The organism is Pseudomonas sp. RA_15y_Pfl1_P11 (genome assembly GCF_963970975.1).
Classification (GTDB): Bacteria; Pseudomonadota; Gammaproteobacteria; order Pseudomonadales; family Pseudomonadaceae; genus Aquipseudomonas; species Aquipseudomonas tritici.
This window is the reverse complement of sequence record NZ_CAXAOY010000007.1, coordinates 78,495-99,242: the sequence shown is the minus strand read 5'-3', so window position 1 is coordinate 99,242 and position 20,748 is coordinate 78,495. Positions and strand designations below refer to the sequence as shown.

The window sequence follows — 20,748 nt, the reverse complement described above, 5'->3', positions numbered from 1 at the left end:
CCCCGGTCTCACCTTGGATGCGCTCCCACACTTCGACCGCGCTCAGTCTGCTTAAATGAGGCCTGCATGTCTTTTGATCTCGCCGCGCGCCTCGCTGCCCGCCGTGCCGAACACCTCTATCGCCGACGCCCGCTGCTGGGTAGCCCCCAAGGCCCGGAAGTGGTGGTGGACGGCCAGCCGTTGCTGGCGTTTTGCAATAACGATTACCTGGGCCTGGCCAATCATCCGCAGGTGATCGAGGCCTGGCGCGCCGGTGCCTCCCGTTGGGGCGTGGGCGGTGGCGCTTCGCACTTGGTGGTCGGGCATGCCACGCCGCACCATGAACTGGAAGAAGCCCTGGCGGACCTGACCGGTCGCCCACGCGCCTTGCTGTTTACCACCGGCTACATGGCCAACCTCGGTGCGGTCACGGCGTTGGTGGGGCAGGGCGACACGGTGCTGGAAGACCGGCTTAACCACGCCTCGCTGCTGGATGCCGGCCTGCTGTCCGGTGCGCGCTTCAATCGCTACCTGCACAACGACGCTGAAAGCCTGGTCAAGCGCCTGGAGAAGGCGACCGGTAATACGCTGGTGGTCACCGACGGCGTGTTCAGCATGGACGGCGATCTGGCGGATTTGCCCGCGCTGGCCCGTGAAACCAAGGCAAAGGGCGCCTGGTTGATGGTGGACGACGCCCACGGTTTCGGCCCTTTGGGTGCTAATGGCGGCGGGATCGTCGAGCATTTCGGCCTCAGCCAGGAGGAGGTGCCGGTGCTGGTCGGCACCCTCGGCAAGGCCTTCGGTACGGCGGGGGCCTTTGTGGCCGGCAGCGAAGAACTGATCGAAAGCCTGATCCAATTCGCCCGGCCCTACATCTACACCACCAGCCAACCGCCCGCCCTGGCCTGCGCTACCTTGAAAAGCCTGGAGCTGTTGCGTACCGAGCACTGGCGGCGCGAGCACCTCAATAGCCTCATTCGCCAGTTCCGCCAGGGCGCGGAGCAGCTCGGCCTGGACTTGATGGACAGCTTTACGCCGATCCAGCCGATCCTGATCGGCGACAGTGCCAAAGCCATGCGCCTGTCGCACATGCTGCGCGAACGCGGCTTGATGGTGACCGCGATCCGCCCACCTACCGTGCCGGCTGGCAGCGCGCGCTTACGCGTGACCTTGACCGCGGCCCACAGCGAGGCGCAGGTGCGGCTATTGTTAAATGCATTGGAAGCGTGTTTCCGCTTGTTAGGCGCCACGGAGCCTAACCATGCGTGATCGACTGATATTACTGCCCGGCTGGGGCCTTGGCGTATCGCCGTTGGAGCCTTTGGCCGCCGCCTTGCAAGGCCTGGACGAGCACCTGCGGGTGCAGATCGAGCCGCTGCCGGCGCTGGACTCCAGTGACCTGAATGAATGGCTCGATGAACTCGACGCCACGCTGCCGGACAACGCCTGGCTGGGCGGTTGGTCGCTGGGTGGCATGCTCGCTTCGGCGCTGGCGGCGCGACGCGCAGAGCGCTGCTGCGGCCTGCTGACCCTGGCCAGCAATCCATGTTTCGTTGCCCATGACGGCTGGCCGAGCGCGATGCCCGCCGAGACCTTTGACGCGTTCCTCGCCGGCTGCCATGCCGACTCCCAGGTCACCCTCAAGCGCTTCGGCCTGTTGTGCGCCAAGGGCGCGGAGGACCCACGCGGGTTGTCGCGCCTGCTGGTCAGTGGCGCGCCGAATACACCGACGAGTGTGTTGATGCCCGGGCTTGAGCTGCTCGCCCAACTCGATACGCGCGACGCTTTGCTGGCCTTCCGTGGCCCGCAGCTGCACCTGTTTGCCGGCATGGACGAGTTGGTGCCCGCCGAAGCCGCCAGCGCCCTGCTGGCCCTGCTCCCCGATGTTGAAATCGGCCTGATTGAACAGGCCGGCCACGCGTTTCTTCTGGAAGACCCCCACGGTGTAGCGGGGGCCATCCAGGCCTTTTTGCATGAGTGCGTCGATGACTGATTTATCCCACGCCCCGCTGCCGGGTGGCTTGCCGGACAAGCGCCAGGTGGCGGCCTCCTTTTCCCGCGCGGCGGCCAGTTACGACAGCGTTGCCGAGTTGCAGCGGGCGGTGGGCAGCCAATTGCTGGCGCGTCTGCCAGCAGGCATCGCGCCGCAACGCTGGCTGGACATGGGCTGCGGCACCGGTTATTTCAGCCGTGTGTTGGGTGAACGGTTGCCCGCCAGCCAGGGCGTGGCGCTGGATATTGCCGAAGGCATGCTCAACCACGCGCGGCCGTTGGGTGGCGCTAGACATTTCATCGCGGGGGACGCCGAGCGTTTACCGCTGCACGACGCCAGTTGCGGGCTGATCTTCTCCAGTCTCGCGGTGCAATGGTGCGCGAACTTCGAGGCGGTGCTCAGTGAAGCCTATCGTGTGCTGCAACCGGGGGGTGTTCTGGCGTTTGCCAGTCTTTGCGTGGGCACCCTGGAAGAACTGCGCGAAAGCTGGCGCGCCGCGGATGGCCTGGTCCACGTCAACCGCTTTCGCACCTTCGAGGCTTATCAGCAGCGGTGTGCGGCCAGTGGCCTGCGAGTAGTGAGCCTGGAGCGCCGCCCCCATGTGTTGCACTACCCGGACGTGCGCAGCCTGACCCACGAGCTGAAGGCCTTGGGCGCGCATAACCTCAACCCCGGCCGGCCGGGAGGCTTGACGGGGCGTGCGCGGATTGTTGCACTGGTGCAAGCGTATGAGCAGTTCCGTCAGGCCCAGGGCCTGCCGGCGACTTACCAAGTGGTGTATGCCGTACTGGAGAAACCGCTATGACCGCCGCTTACTTCATCACTGGCACCGACACCGATGTCGGCAAGACCACCATTGCCGCCGGCCTGTTACACGCGGCGCGGCAAGCCGGCAAAAGCACCGCTGCCGGCAAACCGGTGGCTTCCGGCTGCCAGGTCACGCCCAAAGGCTTGCGTAATGCCGATGCGCTGGCATTGTTGGCCGAATGCTCATTGCCCCTGAGTTATGCCGAGGTCAACCCGGTGGCATTCGAACCGGCCATCGCGCCCCATCTGGCGGCGCGGGAAGCGGGTGTCTCGCTCACCGTTCACTCTTTGCTCAAACCTATGCAGCAAGTTCTGGCCAGGCAAGCGGATTTCACCCTGATCGAAGGCGCCGGCGGATGGCGTGTGCCATTGGCCGATCAGGCGAATTTGTCGGACCTGGCCATGGCGCTCAAACTGCCCGTGATCTTGGTGGTGGGTGTGCGGCTGGGGTGCATCAGTCACGCCTTGCTTACCGCCGAAGCCATCGCGCGAGACGGTTTGCAGTTGGCCGGGTGGGTGGCCAATATCATCGACCCCAAGACCTCCCGTCTGGAAGAAAACCTCGCCACCCTGGCAGAGCGGTTGCCTGCGCCATGCCTGGGCCGTGTGCCGAAACTTAAGCAGGCGGGGGCTGAAACCGTGGCGGAGTACCTGCAATTAGACTTGCTTGACTGATTTTGGCTATCGCTGAGGCATTATGCCATTAGTGTTTTTGTCGGGTGTTTTGTGGGCAACTCTGCTTCAATCACAGCTCACGATTCTCTAAAGGCAGGCTTACGCCATGGAAATCTCTGGAAGCAGCGCGTTTTACTCGGGGCTGAGCACTATTCAGGCCGGGCAGAACCGTGTCGACCAGGCTGCGGGCAAGATTGCCAGCGCCGCCACGACCCAGCCATCGGATGCGCAAAGCGACCGTCTACAAGCCAACGACCGCGCCCAGCTGTCCAACTCGGCCAGCAACATGGTGGAAATGGCCCAAGGCAAGTTCCAAGTCGAGCTCGGCGTAAAAGTCGCCAAGGCTTCGGATGAAATGCTCGGCACGTTGATCGATACCTACGCTTAACGCTCTCGCCGCCTGCACACCGGCTCTCCTGTGGGAGAGGGCTTGCCCGCGATAGCATCTGTTCGGTCCTGTTGATGCAGCGAGGCGCCTGTAGCGCAGGCAAGCCCGCTCACACAGTTGTTCTGCTTCGTCCTCTCGAACTTCTACACTCATTTTGGTGTGGCAACCCGCCGCAGACGTTGCCGTGCGCGCCATTGACCCACGTCATGACAAACGGCACCCGGACGACGCTTGACATCCCCAGGTGGTAAACGTATGTTTCAAACACCTGTTTGACCGCCATAACCCATCCACGCGGTTGTTCATTCCAGATACATCAGCAGAGGTTTATCGCTATGCCTGACTACAAGGCCCCCTTGCGTGATATTCGCTTCGTTCGTGACGAACTGCTCGGCTATGAAGCGCACTATCAGAGCCTGCCGGCTTGCCAGGACGCTACCCCGGACATGGTTGACGCCATCCTTGAAGAAGGCGCCAAGTTCTGTGAACAAGTGCTGGCACCGCTGAACCGCGTGGGCGACATCGAAGGGTGCACCTGGAGTGAGTCAGGCGTTAAGACCCCTGCTGGTTTCAAAGAAGCCTACAAGCAATTCGTTGAAGGCGGCTGGCCAAGCCTGGCCCACGACGTGGCGCACGGTGGCCAAGGCCTGCCGGAGTCCCTGGGCCTGGCAGTCAGCGAAATGGTTGGCGAAGCCAACTGGTCATGGGGCATGTACCCGGGCCTGTCCCACGGTGCGATGAACACCATTTCCGAGCATGGCACCCCAGAGCAGCAAGAGGCCTACCTGACCAAACTGGTGTCGGGTGAATGGACCGGCACCATGTGCCTTACCGAGCCACACTGCGGCACCGACCTGGGCATGCTGCGCACCAAGGCTGAGCCTCAGGCTGACGGTTCCTACAAGGTCTCCGGCACCAAGATCTTCATCTCGGCCGGTGAACACGACATGGCCGACAACATCGTCCACATCGTACTGGCCCGCCTGCCGGACGCACCGGCTGGCACCAAAGGCATCTCGCTGTTCATCGTGCCGAAATTCATGCCAAACGCCGATGGTTCGGTGGGTGAGCGCAACGCGGTGACCTGTGGCTCCCTGGAACACAAGATGGGTATCCACGGCAACGCTACCTGCGTGATGAACTTCGACGCGGCCACCGGTTTTCTGATCGGCCCGGCGAATAAAGGCCTGAACTGCATGTTCACCTTTATGAACACCGCTCGCCTGGGCACGGCGCTGCAAGGCCTGGCCCACGCCGAGATCGGCTTCCAGGGCGGCCTGAAGTACGCCCGCGACCGCCTGCAAATGCGCTCGCTGACTGGCCCGAAAGCGCCGGAAAAAGCCGCTGACCCGATCATCGTGCACCCAGACGTGCGCCGCATGCTGCTGACCATGAAAGCCTTCGCCGAAGGCAACCGTGCGATGGTGTACTTCACCGCCAAGCAAGTGGACATCGTCAAATACGGCACCGACGACGAAGCCAAGAAACAGGCTGACGGCCTGCTGGCCTTCATGACCCCGATCGCCAAGGCGTTCATGACCGAAGTCGGTTTTGAGTCTGCCAACCACGGCGTACAGATCTACGGTGGCCACGGCTTCATCGCCGAGTGGGGCATGGAGCAGAACGTTCGTGATAGCCGCATTTCGATGCTGTACGAAGGCACCACCGGTATCCAGGCGCTGGACCTGCTCGGCCGTAAAGTGCTGATGACCCAGGGCGAAGCGCTCAAGGGCTTCACCAAGATCGTCCACAAGTTCTGCCAGGCCAACGAAGGCAACGAAGCCGTTCAGGAGTTTGTTACTCCGCTGGCTGCGCTGAACAAAGAGTGGGGCGAGTTGACCATGAAGGTCGGCATGGCCGCGATGAAAGACCGTGAAGAAGTGGGTGCCGCCTCGGTGGACTACCTGATGTACTCCGGTTATGCGTGCCTGGCTTACTTCTGGGCCGACATGGCGCGCCTGGCTGCCGAAAAACTGGCTGCTGGCACCACCGAAGAGGCGTTCTACACCGCCAAGCTGCAGACCGCGCGCTTCTACTTCCAGCGTATCCTGCCGCGTACCCAGACCCATAAAGCTACCATGCTATCGGGCGCCAACAACCTGATGGACATGAAAGAAGAAGACTTCGGCCTGGCTTACTAAGCCTCACCGGGTCCACTTCCACAGCCGCTGCTCCTTGACAAGAGCAGCGGCTTTTTTGTGCGCGATAAAAAACCGCAGCACAGTACTCAGGGATTGCTGCCGGCTGCCGTTACAGTGATGGCAATGTGATACATGCGCGACGGGTTGTGCTTAACTGTCTGCGCGGAGGCACATTGCCATCATTTTTTGCGGGTCGGAGTTTTACCCTTGTCACGTGTGTTCGCTGTCAGTTTCAATCATTTCCTCCCTTCGTTACTGCTGTTGCTGGCCGGGCTCTCGGCTGCATATATCAAAGACCTCAGCGTTTTCTTCACGTCACTGTTCAATGTGTTGCCGACCTTGGTGTTGTTGCTCGGCGGTTCGTACTGCGCGGTGTACCGCCGTCAGCGTGAACTGTTCCTGATGATCACGGTGTATATCGCCTACTTCCTGCTCGATACCCAGACCGACTTCTACCGCGACAACGGACGCGTGCGCGAAGACGCGGCGGTGGTGTTTCACCTGTGCTGCCTGTTGTTGCCGTTGTTGTTCAGCATTTACGCGCTGTGGCAGGAGAAGACCCACCTGTTCCGTGATTTCGTCGCCCGTGGCGCAGTGTTGCTGGCAATAGGCAGCGTGGCGCTGGCACTCGAGCAGAGTTTCCCCGTGGCGGTGCTGAACTGGTTGGCGGAGATTCGCTGGCCAGTGCTGCATGGCGCCTGGATGAGCCTGATCCAACTGTCGTATCCGATGTTCCTGATCGGCTTCCTGACCCTGGCCGCGCAATACTGGTACCAGCCGCGCCCGCTGCACGCCGCGCAACTGGTGGGTTTGCTGGGGTTGTTCTGGATGTTGCCGCAGACGTTCATCCTGCCGTTCACCCTGAATATCATGTGCAGCCAGGTGATGCTGATGATCGCCGCCGGCGTCGCCCACGAGGCCTATCAAATGGCCTTCCGCGATGAGCTGACCGGCTTGCCGGGACGACGCGCGCTGAACGAGCGTATGCAGCGGTTGGGCCGCAACTACGTGCTGGCGATGAGCGACGTCGACCACTTCAAGCGCTTCAACGATACCCATGGCCATGACGTCGGCGACCAGGTGCTGCGTTTGGTGGCGAGCAAGCTGTCGAAGGTCAACGGCGGCGGGCGCGCTTACCGGTATGGCGGTGAAGAGTTCGCCGTGGTGTTCGCCGGCAAGACGGTGGAAGAATGCTTGCCGCACCTGGAAGAAATCCGCGTAATCATCGCCGATTACGCTATCAAATTACGCAACCTGGACCGCCCTCAGGACGACCACCAAGGCCGCCAGCGACGGGCGGGCAGTGGCGCATCGAGTGTTTCGGTGACCATCAGTATCGGCGTGGCGGAACGCCAGGCTGAGCAGCGCACACCGGAGGAAGTCCTCAAGTCTGCCGACCAGGCGCTGTACGCCGCCAAGGGCGCCGGGCGTAACTGTGTGGTCGCCGCTGGCCAGACCCGCCGTGGCGCTGTGCGGGAAAGCGCTGCCGGTTGAGTAATGGTGCTGTATTCAGCAGCCCTACAGTGATTGTCGAGAGCCGTGGCCGGCAGTAGGGTTAAACCATCTGCTGCCGGAGACATCGCCATGCCTGACTACAAAGCTCCCCTGCGTGACATGCGCTTTCTGATCGACAACGTATTTGATTTTCACGGCCACTACGCCGCGTTGGGTGCAACCGACGCCAGCCCGGACATGGTCAATGCGATCCTCGAAGAAGGCGCCAAATTTTGCGAGAACGTGCTGTCGCCGCTCAACCGTAGCGGTGATGAAGAAGGCTGCCATTTCGACAATGGCGTCGTCACCACGCCCAAGGGTTTCAAGGAAGCGTTCGCCCAGTACGTTGAAGGCGGATGGCACGGCGTGGCGGCGGACCCGGCCTATGGCGGCCAGGGCTTGCCGCAGTCACTTGGTCTGGTGCTCAGCGAAATGATCGGCTCCAGCAATACCTCCTGGGGCATGTACCCAGGGCTGACCCACGGCGCAATGTCGGCGATCCACGCCCATGGCACCGCCGAGCAAAAAGATACGTTCCTGAACAAACTCACCGCCGGCGAATGGACCGGCACCATGTGCCTCACCGAAGCCCATTGCGGCACCGACCTGGGCCTGATCAAGACCCGTGCCGTGCCTCAGGCGGATGGCAGCTATGCGGTCACCGGCAGCAAGATCTTCATCTCTGCCGGCGAACACGACATGAGTACCAACATTATCCACCTGGTGCTGGCCAAGCTGCCGGATGCGCCGGCGGGCACCAAGGGCATCTCGCTGTTTATCGTGCCCAAGTTCCATGCCGACTCCGGCGAGCGCAACGCGGTGCACTGCGGCTCTATCGAGCACAAGATGGGCATCAAGGCCTCGGCTACCTGTGTGCTCAACTTTGACGGTGCCAGAGGTTTCCTGATCGGCGAGGCGAACAAAGGCCTCAACTGCATGTTCACCATGATGAACCATGCGCGCCTGGGCACCGGCATGCAGGGCCTGTGCAGCGGCGAGGCAAGCTTCCAGGGGGCGATCAAGTACGCCAACGATCGCCTGCAAATGCGCTCGCTGACCGGCGCCAAGGCTCCGGAAAAAGCTGCCGACCCTATCATCGTGCACCCCGACGTGCGCCGCATGTTGCTGACCATGAAAGCCTTCAACGAAGGCAACCGCGCGCTGGCCTACTTCACCGCGCAACTGCTCGACACCGCGCACCTGAGCAGCGACGCCGGCCAACGCCAGGACGCCGAAGACCTGCTGGCTTTCCTCACGCCACTGTGCAAAGCCTTTATGACCGATACCGGGCTGGAGGTGGCCAACCATGGCATGCAGGTCTTCGGTGGCCACGGCTATATTCGCGAATGGGGCATGGAGCAACTGGCCCGGGATGCTCGGATTGCGCCGATCTATGAAGGCACCAACGGTATCCAGGCCCTCGACTTGCTGGGGCGCAAGGTGCTGGGCAGCCAGGGCAAGTTGCTGCGCGGGTTTACCAAAATCGTGCACAAGTTCTGCGCCGCGCAGGCCGAGCATCCGCAACTCAGGGCCTATGTAGCGCAGCTCAATCAACTGAACGGTGAATGGGGTGAACTGACCACCCAGGTCGGTATGGCCGCGATGAAGAACCCCGATGAAGTCGGTGCGGCGGCAGTGGATTACTTGATGTACAGCGGTTACGTGGTGCTCGCTTACCTGTGGCTGCGCATGGCGATTGCTGCCCTTGACCAGCAAGACGCTGATTTCGCCAAGGCCAAGCTGGCCACTTGCGACTTCTACTTCAAGCGCCTGCTGCCGCGTACCGCCACCCACCGCGCGGCTGTGGAAGCGGGCAGCGAATGCCTGATGAGTCTGCCCGCGGAGGCATTTTCGCTGTGATGACTTAAAAATACCTATCAGTCACAAGTGGACCCTATGTGTCTGAAAAGTTGTTCGGGTACACTCGGAGCCTGTAAAACCGATCCTACCGAATCACTTTCACGTTCTTACGAGGTTTGCCATGGCTGATTACAAAGCGCCGCTGCGTGATATGCGCTTCGTCCTCAACGAAGTCTTTGAGGTCGCCGACACGTGGGCCCAATTGCCGGCATTGGCAGACACCGTTGACGCCGAAACCGTAGAGGCCATCCTCGAAGAAGCCGGCAAGGTCACTGCCAAATCCATCGCCCCGCTCAGCCGCAGTGGCGATGAACAAGGTTGCCGCTGGGACAACACTGCGGTGTTTACGCCGGACGGTTTCCCGCAGGCCTACAAAACCTACGCCGAAGGCGGTTGGGTTGGCGTAGGTGGCGACCCTGCCTTCGGTGGCATGGGCATGCCCAAGGCTGTGTCAGCCCAGGTCGAAGAGATGATCAACTCGTCGAGCCTGGCATTCGGTTTGTACCCGATGCTGACCTCCGGCGCCTGCGTGTCGATTGCCACGCACGCCAGCGAAGCACTCAAGGCCGCCTACCTGCCGAAGATGTATTCCGGTGAATGGGCAGGCTCCATGTGCCTGACCGAGTCCCATGCCGGTACCGACTTGGGGATGATCCGTACCAAGGCTGAGCCGCAGGCGGACGGTTCCTACAAAGTCAGCGGGACCAAGATCTTTATCACCGGTGGCGAACACGACCTCACCGACAACATCATCCACTTGGTGCTTGCCAAGCTGCCGGATGCGCCGGCCGGTCCCAAGGGGATTTCGCTGTTCCTGGTGCCGAAGTTCATGGTGAATGCCGACGGCAGCCTGGGCGCACGCAACCCGGTGAGCTGTGGCTCGATCGAGCATAAGATGGGGATCCAGGCGTCCGCGACCTGTGTGATGAACTTCGACGAAGCCGCGGGTTATCTGGTGGGCGAGCCGAACCGTGGTTTGGCGGCGATGTTCACCATGATGAACTATGAGCGCTTGGGTGTGGGTATCCAGGGCCTGGCGTCCGGCGAGCGCTCTTACCAGAACGCCATTGAATACGCACGTGACCGCTTGCAAAGCCGTGCGCCGACCGGCGCGCAGGCCAAGGACAAAGCGGCTGACCCGATCATCGTGCACCCGGACGTGCGCCGGATGCTGCTGACCATGAAGGCCGCGAACGAAGGCGGCCGTGCCTTCTCCACCTACGTGGCGACGCAACTGGATATCGCCAAGTTCAGCGACGATGCCGCTGCCCGCGAACGTGCGGATAACCTGGTGGCGTTGCTGACCCCAGTGGCCAAGGCGTTCTTGAGCGACCTGGGCCTGGAAACCACGGTGCTCGGCCAGCAAGTGTTTGGCGGCCACGGCTACATTCGCGAGTGGGGCCAGGAGCAACTGGTGCGCGATGTGCGCATCACTCAGATCTACGAAGGCACCAACGGCATCCAGGCGCTGGACCTGATGGGGCGCAAGATCGTCGGCAGCGGCGGGGCGTTCTACACCTTGTTTGCCGATGAGATCCGCGCGTTCATTGCCTCGGCCGGTGCCGAGCTGGCTGAATTCACCAAACCGCTAAGTGCGGCGGTGGATGACCTGGATGAACTGACCGCTTGGGTGCTGGATCGCGCCAAGACAGACCCGAATGAAATCGGCGCGGCGTCCGTTGAGTATTTGCATGCATTTGGATACATGGCCTACGGCTATATGTGGGCGCGCATGGCCAAGGCGGCGCTGGGCAAGGAGGCTGAAGAAGACTTCTACGCCAGCAAGCTGGGCACCGCGCGCTTCTACTTTGCGCGCCTGTTGCCACGTATCCATTCGCTGAGTGCGTCGGTAAAAGCCGGCAGCGAATCGCTGTTTCTGCTGGATGAAGCCCTGTTCTAAGGGATTGGAGGGCGTGTAAGTATTCTCTTACATGACGTGCTGCTATTCGCCCTCTATCGCCATATTGGATCCACGGCTAATCTACTTCACATGGACGTCGCGCAGGAAGCGCAAAGAAACAACACGGACACGTAGGATTCTGCCAGGACGGCGGAGTGAAATGGATGTCAGGGAAACAGTCTGCAAAGCCCCGCTTAGGCGGGGTTTTCTTTTGCCTGCGAAAAAGTCATGCCGGTGCCTGCGGCGCATTCATCACGTCTTCCAGCAAGGTGCGCAGCAACGCAACCGTCGCCTGCTGGCGCTGCACGTCGCGGCACACCAAGCCCACTTTCAGCGCCACCCTGGGTTCACTCAAGGGTTTCCACAACAGCGCCTGGCTATTGTGTTCGTCCTGGGAGCGCCCCGGCAGTACTGTCGCCAGCTTTGTGTGAGGCAAGCTGTCGAGAATCCCCACCATGGTATTGAGCTCGGCCTGCACTTGCGGGCGACGGCCGAGGTTGGCCAGTTGGCCCTGCCAGATCTGCCTGACCTGGAACTCCTCGCCCAGCAGCAACATGGGTAACTCCGCCGCCTGCTTCAGCGAGACCTTCTTGAATTCGCGCAGGGGATGATCCTCCGGGATGACCACCTTCAATTCGTCTTCATACAACAACACGCCGTGCAGCCCCGGCTGGCGGGGCGGTAAGTAGCTGATACCGATGTCCAGCGAACCGTTGAGCAATCGCCGTTCAATCTCAATCCCGGTCAACTCGTAGATCTGCACCACCAAGTGCGGCTGGGCCTTGCGCACGCGCTCGAGCATCTGCGGCACCAGGCTGGTGTGCACGGTTTGCAGCACGCCAATGGCCAAGGTGCGCATCGCCTGGCCCTTGAAGTTACGCAACGCCTCCACGGCTTGCTGCATGCCATCGATCAGCGGCAGAGCATGGTTGTACAACGTGTGGGCAGCCAGGGTGGGCAGCAGGCGCTTGCTGCTGCGCTCGAACAGGCTCACGTCGAGGTTCTGTTCCAAGTGGCGAATCTGCTGGGACAGCGCCGGTTGGGAGATCGACAAGCGCTCCGCAGCACGGCCTACGTGGCCTTCCTCATACACCGCGACGAAATAACGCAGTTGCTTGAAATCCATAAGGCTTACTTATCGAAAAAGCTGGAAAATCGAAATGGCCGTTGGCCCTTGAGACGCCTAGTCTAGCGCCTATTCGCAGGGCTTACAGGGCCGGATCGGGCAATGAACAGCGTTGATGTTGATAGCGTTTACATAGGCAAGACAAAAAACCTCCAGGCCGTATCGGCACGTTGTACCGATCAACCTCCGGTTGCTATTGGGGGTGAGCTATGAATCTGTTTCGTCGCCCTGCGCCGAGCCTGGATGATTTGATGCTGGAGACGCCCAGGGATAATCCTTCCAGTGAATCCCTGATGCCCTCCCTAAGGCGATCGCCGCAAGTATTTGCGCGCGGCCAGGGTTCCTGGCTGTGGGACAGTGACGACCGTGCCTACCTGGATTTCAGCCAGGGCAACGCGGCCAACAGCCTAGGCCACAGCCCGCAGGTGTTGATCAAGGCGCTGGCCGACCAGACCCAGGCGCTGATCAACCCGGGGAGCGGCCTGTACAACCGCGCTCAACTCAACCTCGCCGAACGCTTGTGCCATCGTACCGGCAGTGACCAGGCGTATCTGCTGAACAGCGGTGCGGAAGCCGTTGAAGCCGCGATCAAATTGGCGCGCAAATGGGGCCAACTGCATCGCGGTGGCGCCTACCGCATCATCAGCGCGAGCGGTGGTTGCCATGGTCGCAGCTTTGCGGCGATGTCGGCGTCGGCGGGCACTGTTGAAAACCGTTTTGAACCACAGTTGCCAGGCTTCAGCCACGTACCCTTCAACGACCTGCCGGCCCTGCATGCGGCAGTCGATGCGCAAACCGTCGCCATCCTGCTCGAGCCGATCCAGGGCGAAGCCGGGGTGATCCCTGCGACGGAGCACTACCTCAAAGGGGTCGAGAGGCTTTGTCGCGAGTTGGGGATCCTGCTGATCCTCGACGAGGTGCAAACCGGCATAGGCCGCTGCGGCACCTTGCTCGCCGAACAACAGTACGGCGTACGTGCGGACATCATCACTCTCGGCAAAGGCCTGGGCGGCGGCGTGCCTCTCGCCGCGCTGCTGGCACGCGGTAAAGCCTGCTGTTTTGAGGTGGGCGAACTGGAAGGCACCCATCATGGCAATGCGTTGATGGCATCGGCCGGGCTGGCGGTACTCGATACGGTACTGGACCACGGCTTTCTGGAGCAGGTGCGTGAGTCCGGCTTTTACCTCGGCGAAGGCCTGACACGCCTAGCCTATCGCTACGACCATGGCCAACTGCGCGGCCACGGCCTGATGTGGGGCCTGACGCTGTCGGATGATTCTGCGGATGCGGTGGTAAAAGCGGCCTTGCATGAAGGCCTGATCCTCAACGCCCCACAACCCAACTGCCTGCGTTTCACCCCGGCCCTGACGGTGAGCAAAAGTAACATCGACGAAATGCTCCTGCGCCTGGCCCGTGCCTTTTCCCGGGTGCGTACCGAGCAGTTGCAATGCCGCAAGGGCATCGCCGTTTAACCCCTATTCCTGAACCGTCTCGCGGTCTACGCGACGCCTCCGGCCTGATTCTTTTGGCTGGGGGCGTTTTTTTGTCTGGATGGCCCAACGCCAGATCCCACTGAACCCTCACGAACGCCCAAGGTCGATTAGCTACACGGCTCGCACGAGCCGATTTTCTGGAGCTGACCCTATGGATTTCATTCGAATCATCATCGCCATTCTGCTGCCGCCACTGGGTGTGTTCCTGCAAGTGGGCCTCGGCGGCGCGTTCTGGCTGAACATCTTGCTGACCCTGTGCGGTTACTTCCCAGGCGTTATTCACGCGGTGTACATCATCGCCAAGCGCTGAGGCCGTCAGCCTTTTGCGATGAGCCGTGAGTTGCGCTCATTGCGAAAGGCCAGTTGCTCGATGGTCTGGGTGGCGTGTTCGGCTTCTTCCCGCGCCTGCAGGATGATGCCGTGCTGCTCGGACTTGCTGCACACCGGGTCGGCATTGCTCGCATCCCCCGTGAGCATGAAGGCCTGGCAACGGCAGCCGCCGAAGTCTTTCTCTTTCTCATCGCAGGAACGGCACGGCTCGGGCATCCAGTCGTAGCCGCGAAAGCGGTTGAAGCCGAACGAGTCGTACCAGATGTGCTGCATGCTGTGGTCGCGCACATTGGGAAACTGCACGGGCATCTGTCGGGCGCCGTGGCAGGGCAGGGCGGTGCCGTCTGGTGTCACGGTAAGAAAGATACTGCCCCAGCCGTTCATGCAGGCTTTGGGGCGCTCTTCGTAGTAGTCCGGGGTGACGAAAATCAGCTTGCACGGGTGGCCTTCGGCTTCCAGTTTGGCGCGGTATTCGTTGGTGATGCGTTCGGCGCGTACCAGTTGTTCCCGGGTCGGCAGCAACCCCACACGATTGAGCTGCGCCCAGCCGTAGAACTGGCAGGTGGCGAGTTCGACAAAGTCCGCTTCCAACGCAATGCACAGCTCAATGATGCGGTCGATCTTGTCGATGTTGTGCCGATGGGTGACGAAGTTCAGCACCATCGGGTAGCCGTGGGCTTTCACCGCACGGGCCATTTCCAGTTTTTGCGCGAAAGCTTTTTTCGAGCCGGCCAGCAGGTTGTTCACCTGTTCGTCGCTGGCCTGGAAACTGATCTGGATATGGTCCAGGCCAGCCTTCTTGAAATCGCTGATTTTCTGCTCGGTCAAGCCGATGCCGGAAGTGATCAGGTTGGTATAGAAACCCAACTTGCGCGCCTCGGCGATCAGCTCGGCGAGGTCCTGGCGCACCAGCGGCTCACCGCCGGAAAACCCCAATTGCGCGGCGCCCATCTCGCGAGCTTCACGAAACACCTTGATCCACTGCTCAGTACTCAGCTCCTTGCCCTGTTCGGCAAAATCCAGCGGGTTGGAGCAATACGGGCACTGCAACGGGCAGCGGTAAGTCAGCTCGGCCAGCAGCCAAAGCGGCAGGCCGATGGCTGGCTTTTCAGGCAAGGGTGATCCAGTGCTCAGCACGGGCGACCTCCATGAATTGCTCAATGTCTTCGCCGAGCTCGGGTACGCCGGGGAATTGTTTATCCAGCTCGGCGATGATCGCGGCCACGTCGCGCTCGCCGTCGATCAAACCACCAATCAGTGCGGCGCTGTCGTTGAGCTTGATCATGCCCTCGGGATACAGCAGCACATGGCCTTTTTGCGCAGGCTCGTACTGGTAACGATAGCCCTGGCGCCAGGTGGGTTTTTTGCTGCGATCAACGCTCATAGGGTGATCCCTTTATGCCACACCCGCTGCTCGGTCACGCTGTGATACGGCGGGCGTTTGAGTTCATAGGCCATGCTCATGGCATCCAGCATGCTCCACAGGATGTCCAGTTTGAACTGGAGAATTTCCAGCATGCGCTCTTGGCCGTCACGGGTGGTGTAGTGCTGCAGGGTGATCGCCAACCCGTGCTCCACATCGCGCCGGGCCTGGCCCAGGCGGGTGCGGAAATACTCATAACCCGCCGGGTCGATCCACGGGTAATGCTGCGGCCAGCTGTCGAGGCGCGACTGGTGGATCTGCGGCGCGAACAGCTCGGTCAACGAGCTGCTGGCGGCTTCCTGCCAACTGGCGCGGCGGGCAAAGTTGACGTAGGCATCCACCGCAAAACGCACGCCGGGCAACACCAGTTCCTGGGAGCGCAGTTGGTCCGGGTCGAGGCCGACCGCCTGGCCCAGACGCAGCCAGGCTTCGATGCCGCCGTCTTCACCGGGGGCGCCATCGTGGTCGAGCAGGCGCTGGATCCACTCGCGACGTATTTCACGGTCCGGGCAGTTGGCCAGGATCGCAGCGTCCTTCAGCGGGATGTTCACCTGATAGTAGAAACGGTTGGCGACCCAGCCCTGGATTTGTTCACGGGTGGCACGGCCTTCGTACATCGCCACGTGATACGGGTGATGGATATGGTAGAAGGCGCCCTTGGCGCGCAGGGCTGCTTCAAATTCGGCGGGCGTTAGCGGTGCGTCAGTCATATTGTCTGCTCCTACAATTCAATGCTCATGCCGTCGTAAGCCACTTCGACATTGCGCCGCACCAATTCCGCTCGCTCGGGGGAGTCTTCATCAAGGATCGGGTTGGTGTTGTTGATATGGATAAGCACCTTGCGCTGCTCGGGCAATTGCTCCAGCACCTCGAGCATGCCACCGGGGCCGTTCTGTGCCAGGTGGCCCATCTCGCGGCCGGTGCGGGTGCCGACGCCACGGCGCTGCATTTCATCGTCATCCCACATCGTGCCGTCCACCAGCAGGCAGTCGCTGCCGGCCATGATCTCCAGCAACGGCGCGTCGACCTTGCCCAGGCCCGGGGCGTAGAACAGCTTGCCGCCGGTGCGCAGGTCTTCGACGATCAGGCCGATATTGTCACCGGGGTGCGGGTCGAAACGGTGTGGCGAATAAGGCGGTGCGGCGCTGCGCAGTGGCAGAGGGGTGAAACGCAGGTTGGGGCAGGCCGGGATGCTGAAGCTGGCGTCCAGGTCGATGCGGTTCCAGGCCAGGCCGCCGTTCCAGTGGGTCAGCATGGCGAACAGCGGGAAGCCGGTGCTCAGGTCTTCATGGACCATGTCGGTGCACCACACCTGGTGCGGGCAACCCTCGCGCAGGCTCAACAGGCCGGTGGTGTGGTCGATCTGGCTGTCCATCAGGATGATCGCGCTGATGCCGGTGTCACGCAGGGCGCGGCCCGGTTGCATCGGCGCAAAACCCTGGAGTTGCGCGCGGATATCCGGCGAGGCATTGCACAGCACCCAGTTCACACCATCGTCGGAGATCGCGATGGATGACTGGGTACGCGCTTGCGCCCGCAGGCTGCCATCGCGCAAACCAGCGCAGTTCACGCAGTTGCAGTTCCACTGCGGGAAACCACCGCCGGCGGCGGAACCTAAAATCTGGACAAACATGGTCGCTCCATCAAGCTCAAAACAAAAACGCCCCGGGCGAGCCGAGGCGTTGTATTACCCAGCGGATTAACGGCTGGCGAAGTACATGGTGACTTCGAAACCGATGCGCAGATCAGTGTAAGCAGGTTTGGACCAAGTCATGTTCTTACTCCTACGAAGGGATGGGACGTTCACTACCAAGTAATACATATAGTCCACCTCCAGGCGGAGATGTTCACAGGTATGCGTGGGAATGTTACGCAATTATTTTAAAGTTAGCGCTGTCTTGGTGGAAAAAGCCTTTTGCAAGGGCGGCAATGATCAGTCTGCCGCTTGCCAGGTAGCCGAAATGCGCGCGCCGTTGGCGACGCAGCGCCAGCCGCCTGTGGCGTCGTTCAATTGCTGGGCGGCCAGTTGCAACGCTTCGAGGCTACAGGCTTGGATCCGGGATTGCAGTTGTTCCAGATAACCCGACGGATGGCCAGCCAGATGTGCGTGCCAGAGCAGGTCGGCAGCTTGAGCATTGGGCAGTGCCTGCGCTGAAAATTGTTGCGCCAGATCCAGGTTGCCGAGGTCGTCGCAGCCATTGATCAGTGCTGGCAGTTGCGCCAGGAAGGTTTGCAGGTGATCGGCGATGCCTTCCAGGGTAACGCTGGGGGACTGTACGCCGAATAGCAGGCCGGTCTGGCCGTTTATCTGCCGGATGGCGCTGAACACGGCGTAGCCGATTTGCAGTTCTACCCGTAGCTTTTGGTAGAACGGCCCTTGGAGCAGATGGCCGAGCAGTCGCCACGCGGCCTCGTCCGCCAGGGATTGACCGGGTGTTGGGCAAAAAAGCAGCAGGGCGGCGTCGTTGGAGTCGGTTTTCACTTCATGCCAGATACGTTGGCCGCTGAGGGATGGCACCCTGTGATTTATGTTTGCGGGTTGCCCGGGCAGTCGGGCGGCTGCTGCTTTGACAGCGGCCTCATACGCGGCAGGAAACCCCAGTCCCAGGCCTTGCCAACATGCGGTGGCCCACGATTCAGAACGAGGCGTGATAACGGTGCAGCAAGCGGGCAGGGCTTTGAGCAACTCCCGAATGGCGATCATCGGCGGTGAGGCAGGTTGCGCCTCTTGCGGTTGAATCAGACTCTGCGCCAACACGTCCAGCACGGAGGGTATGGGTTCCAGCAGCCCTATCATTTTTACCAGCGCGTCATTGCCCAGGCTTTCGAACGACAATTCGACACCCGCCTGACGCGCATTTTCACGCAACGCCTGCAATGCGCTCTCCAGGCCGGTGGGGGCCGACTGCCATTGCAAATACAGTGCACCTTCACCACTGTCATCCGCCAGCGCCTGGCTGAAGTTCAATGCCGACACCTCCCGACGTCCGCGGGAGCGATCCTGGGCGAAGGTGCGCAACCCCCGGTGTGCGCTGGTCTGGCCGCGAATCAGGCCGGCGCGTTCTTCCTTGACTGATGGTCGTAGGAACGGGTTGTTCGGCGGCAGTTGCCAAGTGTGCGCGGAGGGTGGCAGCCGCAGCGAACCAAGCATGGCTTTGAGGGCGACGACATCCTGTTCCGAAAGAGCCTGGCTGTCGTGTCTGGCCAAGGCCAGCGCGCCTTGGACCTGTCGTTGACGAACGGCCAACAGCGCGAACTCTTCCCGTAGTGAAGTCCAATCGCGCTGTGCGAAAAAGCTCAGCCAATCGTGCAGCAACGCCTCTATCTGCGTAGCCGACTTATCTTGGGCGCTGAGCGTGACGTCGATATCCAACACAGCTTGCCCGGCGAAGTGATAAAGCACCGACGCCTGCAGTGCACTGGCCAGTTGCCGCGCTTTCAGTTCAGCCAGCAAGCCGCCGGGTGCCGAGGCATTCAGCCAGGCACAGAGAAAATCCAGTGCTTCACGCGGCGCGTCACAAGTGATGACGTGGTGCAGGTGGTCATTGGCGATGTGCTGATAGCTCCGCGCTTCACCCTTCATCAAAGCCGGTGGCGCAGATTGTGGGCGTAGAGGTCCTGAGGTCAGTTGCTCACTGAACTGCTGTGCCAGGCTTTGCAGTTCATCCAGCGACAGTGGGCCGGCCAGGCTCAGCGTCATCTGCCCGCTCTGATAGAAATGCGCGTGGAACTCCCGCAATGCCTGCTGAAATGCCTCACGCTCCACCGGCAAGCTGTCGCGGTTGCCCGCATGAAAACCCCGCAGCGGATGGTCTGCGGCCAGGCCTTGCAGCAACGCGACTTGTTGCTGCGCCCCGACATCCTGGGACCAGGCGACAAACTCTGCGTGCAACACCTCGCGCTCGCGTAGCTGATCCTCCAGCGCCAGGCGTGGATGGGACAGCATGTCGGCCAAGCGCTCCAGGCCACTCGTAAACGTTGACGCCGGCAGCTCAAAGAAGAACGCCGTGGTGCGCTCACGGGTGCGCGCATTGACTTGGCCCCCATGACGCTGCACGTAGGCCATCAACCCCTCTGTGGTGGGAAAACGCTCGGTGCCGAGAAACAACAAATGTTCCAGAAAGTGAGCCAACCCCGGCCAGGCCAATGGCACGTCATGGCTGCCGGCCGACACCCGCAAAACGGCAGCGCAACGCTTCAAACGCGGGGCATGATGCAAGGAAACCCGCAAGCCATTGGCCAGGGTCAGGTGAAGGTGATGAGGGTGGGCCGGCGCAGGCATGGGCACTTCCGAAACATAGGAAGTGGCTATATTAACAAACCGCTACCCAACCCGTCGGGTCAGGGCTTGTACAGCGCGCCGTACAACTCGGGGCGGCGGTCATGCAGATAGCGATTGGCGGCGCGCGCATTGATGATCGATTGGCGCTCCAGCGTACCGACAATCAAGGCTTCATCCAGGCCAGCCTGGGCTATACGCTCGCCGTTCGGTGCAGCGATGCTACTTTGCCCGCAGTACAGGATCTCGCCTTCGTGCCCGCAGTAATTGGCGTAGGCCACATAGCATTGGTTCTCGAAGGCCCGCGCCCGCACGGTGACATCGGCCACAAAGTCGAACGGCACCATATTGGCGGTGGGCACCAGGATCAAGTCGGCACCGGCAAGGGCCAGGCGCCGGGTGTTTTCCGGGAACTCCAGGTCGTAGCAGATCAGGAAGCCAAGCTTCCAACCATTGAGTTCCACCAGCGGGAAATCGTCGTCACCGGCACTGAACATCGAGTGGTCCAGATCGCCAAACAGATGCGTCTTGCGGTAGTTGCACAGGCGCTGGCCGTGGGCGTCGATCAACTGCACGGCGTTGTAGAGCTGGCCGTCCTCGGCACGTTCCGGGTAACCGTACAGAATGGCCAGCCCGGCGCCTTTGGCCAGTTCGGCAATCGCCTGTGCGGATGGCCCGTCTTGCGCTTCAGCTAACGCGCCAACCGCTTCAGCGCCGATGTTGTAGCCGCTGAGAAACATCTCCGGCAGCACCAGCACATCGGCGCCGCACGCTTCATGGGCCAGTTGGTGCAGGCGCTTGAGGTTGCCGGCCACGTCCAGCGGCAGTGGTGGGCATTGGTAAAGGGCAACACGCATGCT

Annotated in this window: 19 protein-coding genes; 11 read left to right on the top strand and 8 right to left on the bottom strand. The window is 61.4% G+C overall.

Features of this window, described 5'->3' with window-relative positions; all coding sequences use genetic code 11:
* Positions 1-66 precede the first annotated feature (66 nt).
* From bioF to AACY44_RS11150, 9 genes are all read left to right on the top strand, one after another.
* Positions 67-1,248 carry an 8-amino-7-oxononanoate synthase gene (bioF, locus tag AACY44_RS11190; RefSeq protein ID WP_339436919.1) on the top strand — a complete coding sequence of 394 codons (1,182 nt, stop codon included), beginning with the start codon at positions 67-69 and terminating at the stop codon, positions 1,246-1,248.
* The gene (locus AACY44_RS11185) at positions 1,241-1,972 is read left to right on the top strand and encodes an alpha/beta fold hydrolase (protein WP_339436918.1); all 732 of its coding nucleotides are present in this window, start codon (positions 1,241-1,243) and stop codon (positions 1,970-1,972) included. The genes bioF and AACY44_RS11185 overlap by 8 nt, the downstream gene beginning before the upstream one ends.
* Positions 1,965-2,777, top strand: coding sequence for a malonyl-ACP O-methyltransferase BioC (gene bioC / locus AACY44_RS11180; RefSeq protein WP_339415378.1), 813 nt, complete (start codon positions 1,965-1,967; stop codon positions 2,775-2,777). Before AACY44_RS11185 ends, bioC begins: the two co-directional genes overlap by 8 nt.
* Complete coding sequence (gene bioD / locus AACY44_RS11175; protein ID WP_339415379.1) at positions 2,774-3,454, top strand: dethiobiotin synthase; 681 nt, start codon at positions 2,774-2,776, stop codon at positions 3,452-3,454. The genes bioC and bioD overlap by 4 nt, the downstream gene beginning before the upstream one ends.
* Before the next feature lie 106 nt (positions 3,455-3,560).
* Positions 3,561-3,842, top strand: coding sequence for a pyrroloquinoline quinone biosynthesis protein PqqE (locus AACY44_RS11170; protein WP_339415380.1), 282 nt, complete (start codon positions 3,561-3,563; stop codon positions 3,840-3,842).
* A gap of 335 nt (positions 3,843-4,177) precedes the next feature.
* A complete protein-coding gene (locus AACY44_RS11165; protein ID WP_339415381.1) occupies positions 4,178-5,983 on the top strand; it encodes a phenylacyl-CoA dehydrogenase in 1,806 nt (601 codons plus the stop codon).
* A gap of 207 nt (positions 5,984-6,190) precedes the next feature.
* Positions 6,191-7,477 (top strand): GGDEF domain-containing protein, encoded by a 1,287-nt coding sequence (locus AACY44_RS11160; RefSeq protein WP_339415382.1) that lies wholly within the window; start codon positions 6,191-6,193, stop codon positions 7,475-7,477.
* Between the two features lie 90 nt (positions 7,478-7,567).
* The gene (locus AACY44_RS11155) at positions 7,568-9,337 is read left to right on the top strand and encodes an acyl-CoA dehydrogenase C-terminal domain-containing protein (protein WP_339415383.1); all 1,770 of its coding nucleotides are present in this window, start codon (positions 7,568-7,570) and stop codon (positions 9,335-9,337) included.
* A gap of 121 nt (positions 9,338-9,458) precedes the next feature.
* On the top strand, positions 9,459-11,237 hold the full coding sequence (locus AACY44_RS11150; RefSeq protein WP_339415384.1) for an acyl-CoA dehydrogenase C-terminal domain-containing protein: 1,779 nt from the start codon (positions 9,459-9,461) through the stop codon (positions 11,235-11,237).
* Positions 11,238-11,463: 226 nt separating this feature from the next.
* On the opposite strand, the gene AACY44_RS11145 is transcribed toward AACY44_RS11150, so the two are convergent.
* Positions 11,464-12,363, bottom strand: coding sequence for a LysR family transcriptional regulator (locus AACY44_RS11145; RefSeq protein ID WP_339427682.1), 900 nt, complete (start codon positions 12,361-12,363; stop codon positions 11,464-11,466).
* A 209-nt stretch (positions 12,364-12,572) separates the two neighbouring features.
* Here AACY44_RS11145 and AACY44_RS11140 point away from each other — a divergent pair, with 209 nt between their 5' ends.
* Both AACY44_RS11140 and AACY44_RS11135 read left to right on the top strand, forming a co-directional pair.
* Positions 12,573-13,835, top strand: coding sequence for an aspartate aminotransferase family protein (locus AACY44_RS11140; protein ID WP_339496736.1), 1,263 nt, complete (start codon positions 12,573-12,575; stop codon positions 13,833-13,835).
* A 172-nt stretch (positions 13,836-14,007) separates the two neighbouring features.
* Positions 14,008-14,166 (top strand): YqaE/Pmp3 family membrane protein, encoded by a 159-nt coding sequence (locus tag AACY44_RS11135; RefSeq protein WP_339415386.1) that lies wholly within the window; start codon positions 14,008-14,010, stop codon positions 14,164-14,166.
* A gap of 5 nt (positions 14,167-14,171) precedes the next feature.
* Here the strand turns inward: AACY44_RS11135 and pqqE are convergent, their stop codons facing one another.
* The 7 genes from pqqE to AACY44_RS11100 form a co-directional block, all read right to left on the bottom strand.
* A complete protein-coding gene (gene pqqE / locus AACY44_RS11130) occupies positions 14,172-15,302 on the bottom strand; it encodes a pyrroloquinoline quinone biosynthesis protein PqqE (protein ID WP_015886197.1) in 1,131 nt (376 codons plus the stop codon).
* Positions 15,295-15,570, bottom strand: a complete 276-nt coding sequence (pqqD, locus tag AACY44_RS11125) for a pyrroloquinoline quinone biosynthesis peptide chaperone PqqD (RefSeq protein ID WP_339415387.1) — start codon at positions 15,568-15,570, stop codon at positions 15,295-15,297. The genes pqqE and pqqD overlap by 8 nt, the downstream gene beginning before the upstream one ends.
* The gene (gene pqqC, locus AACY44_RS11120) at positions 15,567-16,319 is read right to left on the bottom strand and encodes a pyrroloquinoline-quinone synthase PqqC (protein ID WP_339415388.1); all 753 of its coding nucleotides are present in this window, start codon (positions 16,317-16,319) and stop codon (positions 15,567-15,569) included. Before pqqC ends, pqqD begins: the two co-directional genes overlap by 4 nt.
* An 11-nt stretch (positions 16,320-16,330) precedes the next feature.
* Entirely contained in the window at positions 16,331-17,242 is a 912-nt protein-coding gene (gene pqqB, locus AACY44_RS11115) for a pyrroloquinoline quinone biosynthesis protein PqqB (RefSeq protein ID WP_339415389.1), read from the bottom strand.
* Positions 17,243-17,308: 66 nt separating this feature from the next.
* Positions 17,309-17,383 (bottom strand): pyrroloquinoline quinone precursor peptide PqqA, encoded by a 75-nt coding sequence (gene pqqA, locus AACY44_RS11110; protein WP_003194766.1) that lies wholly within the window; start codon positions 17,381-17,383, stop codon positions 17,309-17,311.
* A 159-nt stretch (positions 17,384-17,542) separates the two neighbouring features.
* Positions 17,543-19,891 carry a pyrroloquinoline quinone biosynthesis protein PqqF gene (gene pqqF / locus AACY44_RS11105; protein WP_339530284.1) on the bottom strand — a complete coding sequence of 783 codons (2,349 nt, stop codon included), beginning with the start codon at positions 19,889-19,891 and terminating at the stop codon, positions 17,543-17,545.
* A gap of 59 nt (positions 19,892-19,950) precedes the next feature.
* The gene (locus AACY44_RS11100; RefSeq protein WP_339436914.1) at positions 19,951-20,745 is read right to left on the bottom strand and encodes a carbon-nitrogen hydrolase family protein; all 795 of its coding nucleotides are present in this window, start codon (positions 20,743-20,745) and stop codon (positions 19,951-19,953) included.
* Between the last annotated feature and the right edge of the window lie 3 nt (positions 20,746-20,748).

Coding starts and splice junctions, on each gene's coding strand:
- AACY44_RS11170 (WP_339415380.1), top strand. CDS start 3,561: ATGGAAATCTCTGGAAGCAGCGCGTTTTACTCGGGGCTGAGCACTATT.
- bioF (WP_339436919.1), top strand. CDS start 67: ATGTCTTTTGATCTCGCCGCGCGCCTCGCTGCCCGCCGTGCCGAACAC.
- bioC (WP_339415378.1), top strand. CDS start 1,965: ATGACTGATTTATCCCACGCCCCGCTGCCGGGTGGCTTGCCGGACAAG.
- AACY44_RS11185 (WP_339436918.1), top strand. CDS start 1,241: ATGCGTGATCGACTGATATTACTGCCCGGCTGGGGCCTTGGCGTATCG.
- AACY44_RS11140 (WP_339496736.1), top strand. CDS start 12,573: ATGAATCTGTTTCGTCGCCCTGCGCCGAGCCTGGATGATTTGATGCTG.
- pqqC (WP_339415388.1), bottom strand. CDS start 16,319: ATGACTGACGCACCGCTAACGCCCGCCGAATTTGAAGCAGCCCTGCGC.
- AACY44_RS11165 (WP_339415381.1), top strand. CDS start 4,178: ATGCCTGACTACAAGGCCCCCTTGCGTGATATTCGCTTCGTTCGTGAC.
- AACY44_RS11145 (WP_339427682.1), bottom strand. CDS start 12,363: ATGGATTTCAAGCAACTGCGTTATTTCGTCGCGGTGTATGAGGAAGGC.
- AACY44_RS11100 (WP_339436914.1), bottom strand. CDS start 20,745: ATGCGTGTTGCCCTTTACCAATGCCCACCACTGCCGCTGGACGTGGCC.
- AACY44_RS11155 (WP_339415383.1), top strand. CDS start 7,568: ATGCCTGACTACAAAGCTCCCCTGCGTGACATGCGCTTTCTGATCGAC.
- AACY44_RS11135 (WP_339415386.1), top strand. CDS start 14,008: ATGGATTTCATTCGAATCATCATCGCCATTCTGCTGCCGCCACTGGGT.
- bioD (WP_339415379.1), top strand. CDS start 2,774: ATGACCGCCGCTTACTTCATCACTGGCACCGACACCGATGTCGGCAAG.
- AACY44_RS11150 (WP_339415384.1), top strand. CDS start 9,459: ATGGCTGATTACAAAGCGCCGCTGCGTGATATGCGCTTCGTCCTCAAC.
- pqqF (WP_339530284.1), bottom strand. CDS start 19,891: ATGCCTGCGCCGGCCCACCCTCATCACCTTCACCTGACCCTGGCCAAT.
- pqqB (WP_339415389.1), bottom strand. CDS start 17,242: ATGTTTGTCCAGATTTTAGGTTCCGCCGCCGGCGGTGGTTTCCCGCAG.
- pqqD (WP_339415387.1), bottom strand. CDS start 15,570: ATGAGCGTTGATCGCAGCAAAAAACCCACCTGGCGCCAGGGCTATCGT.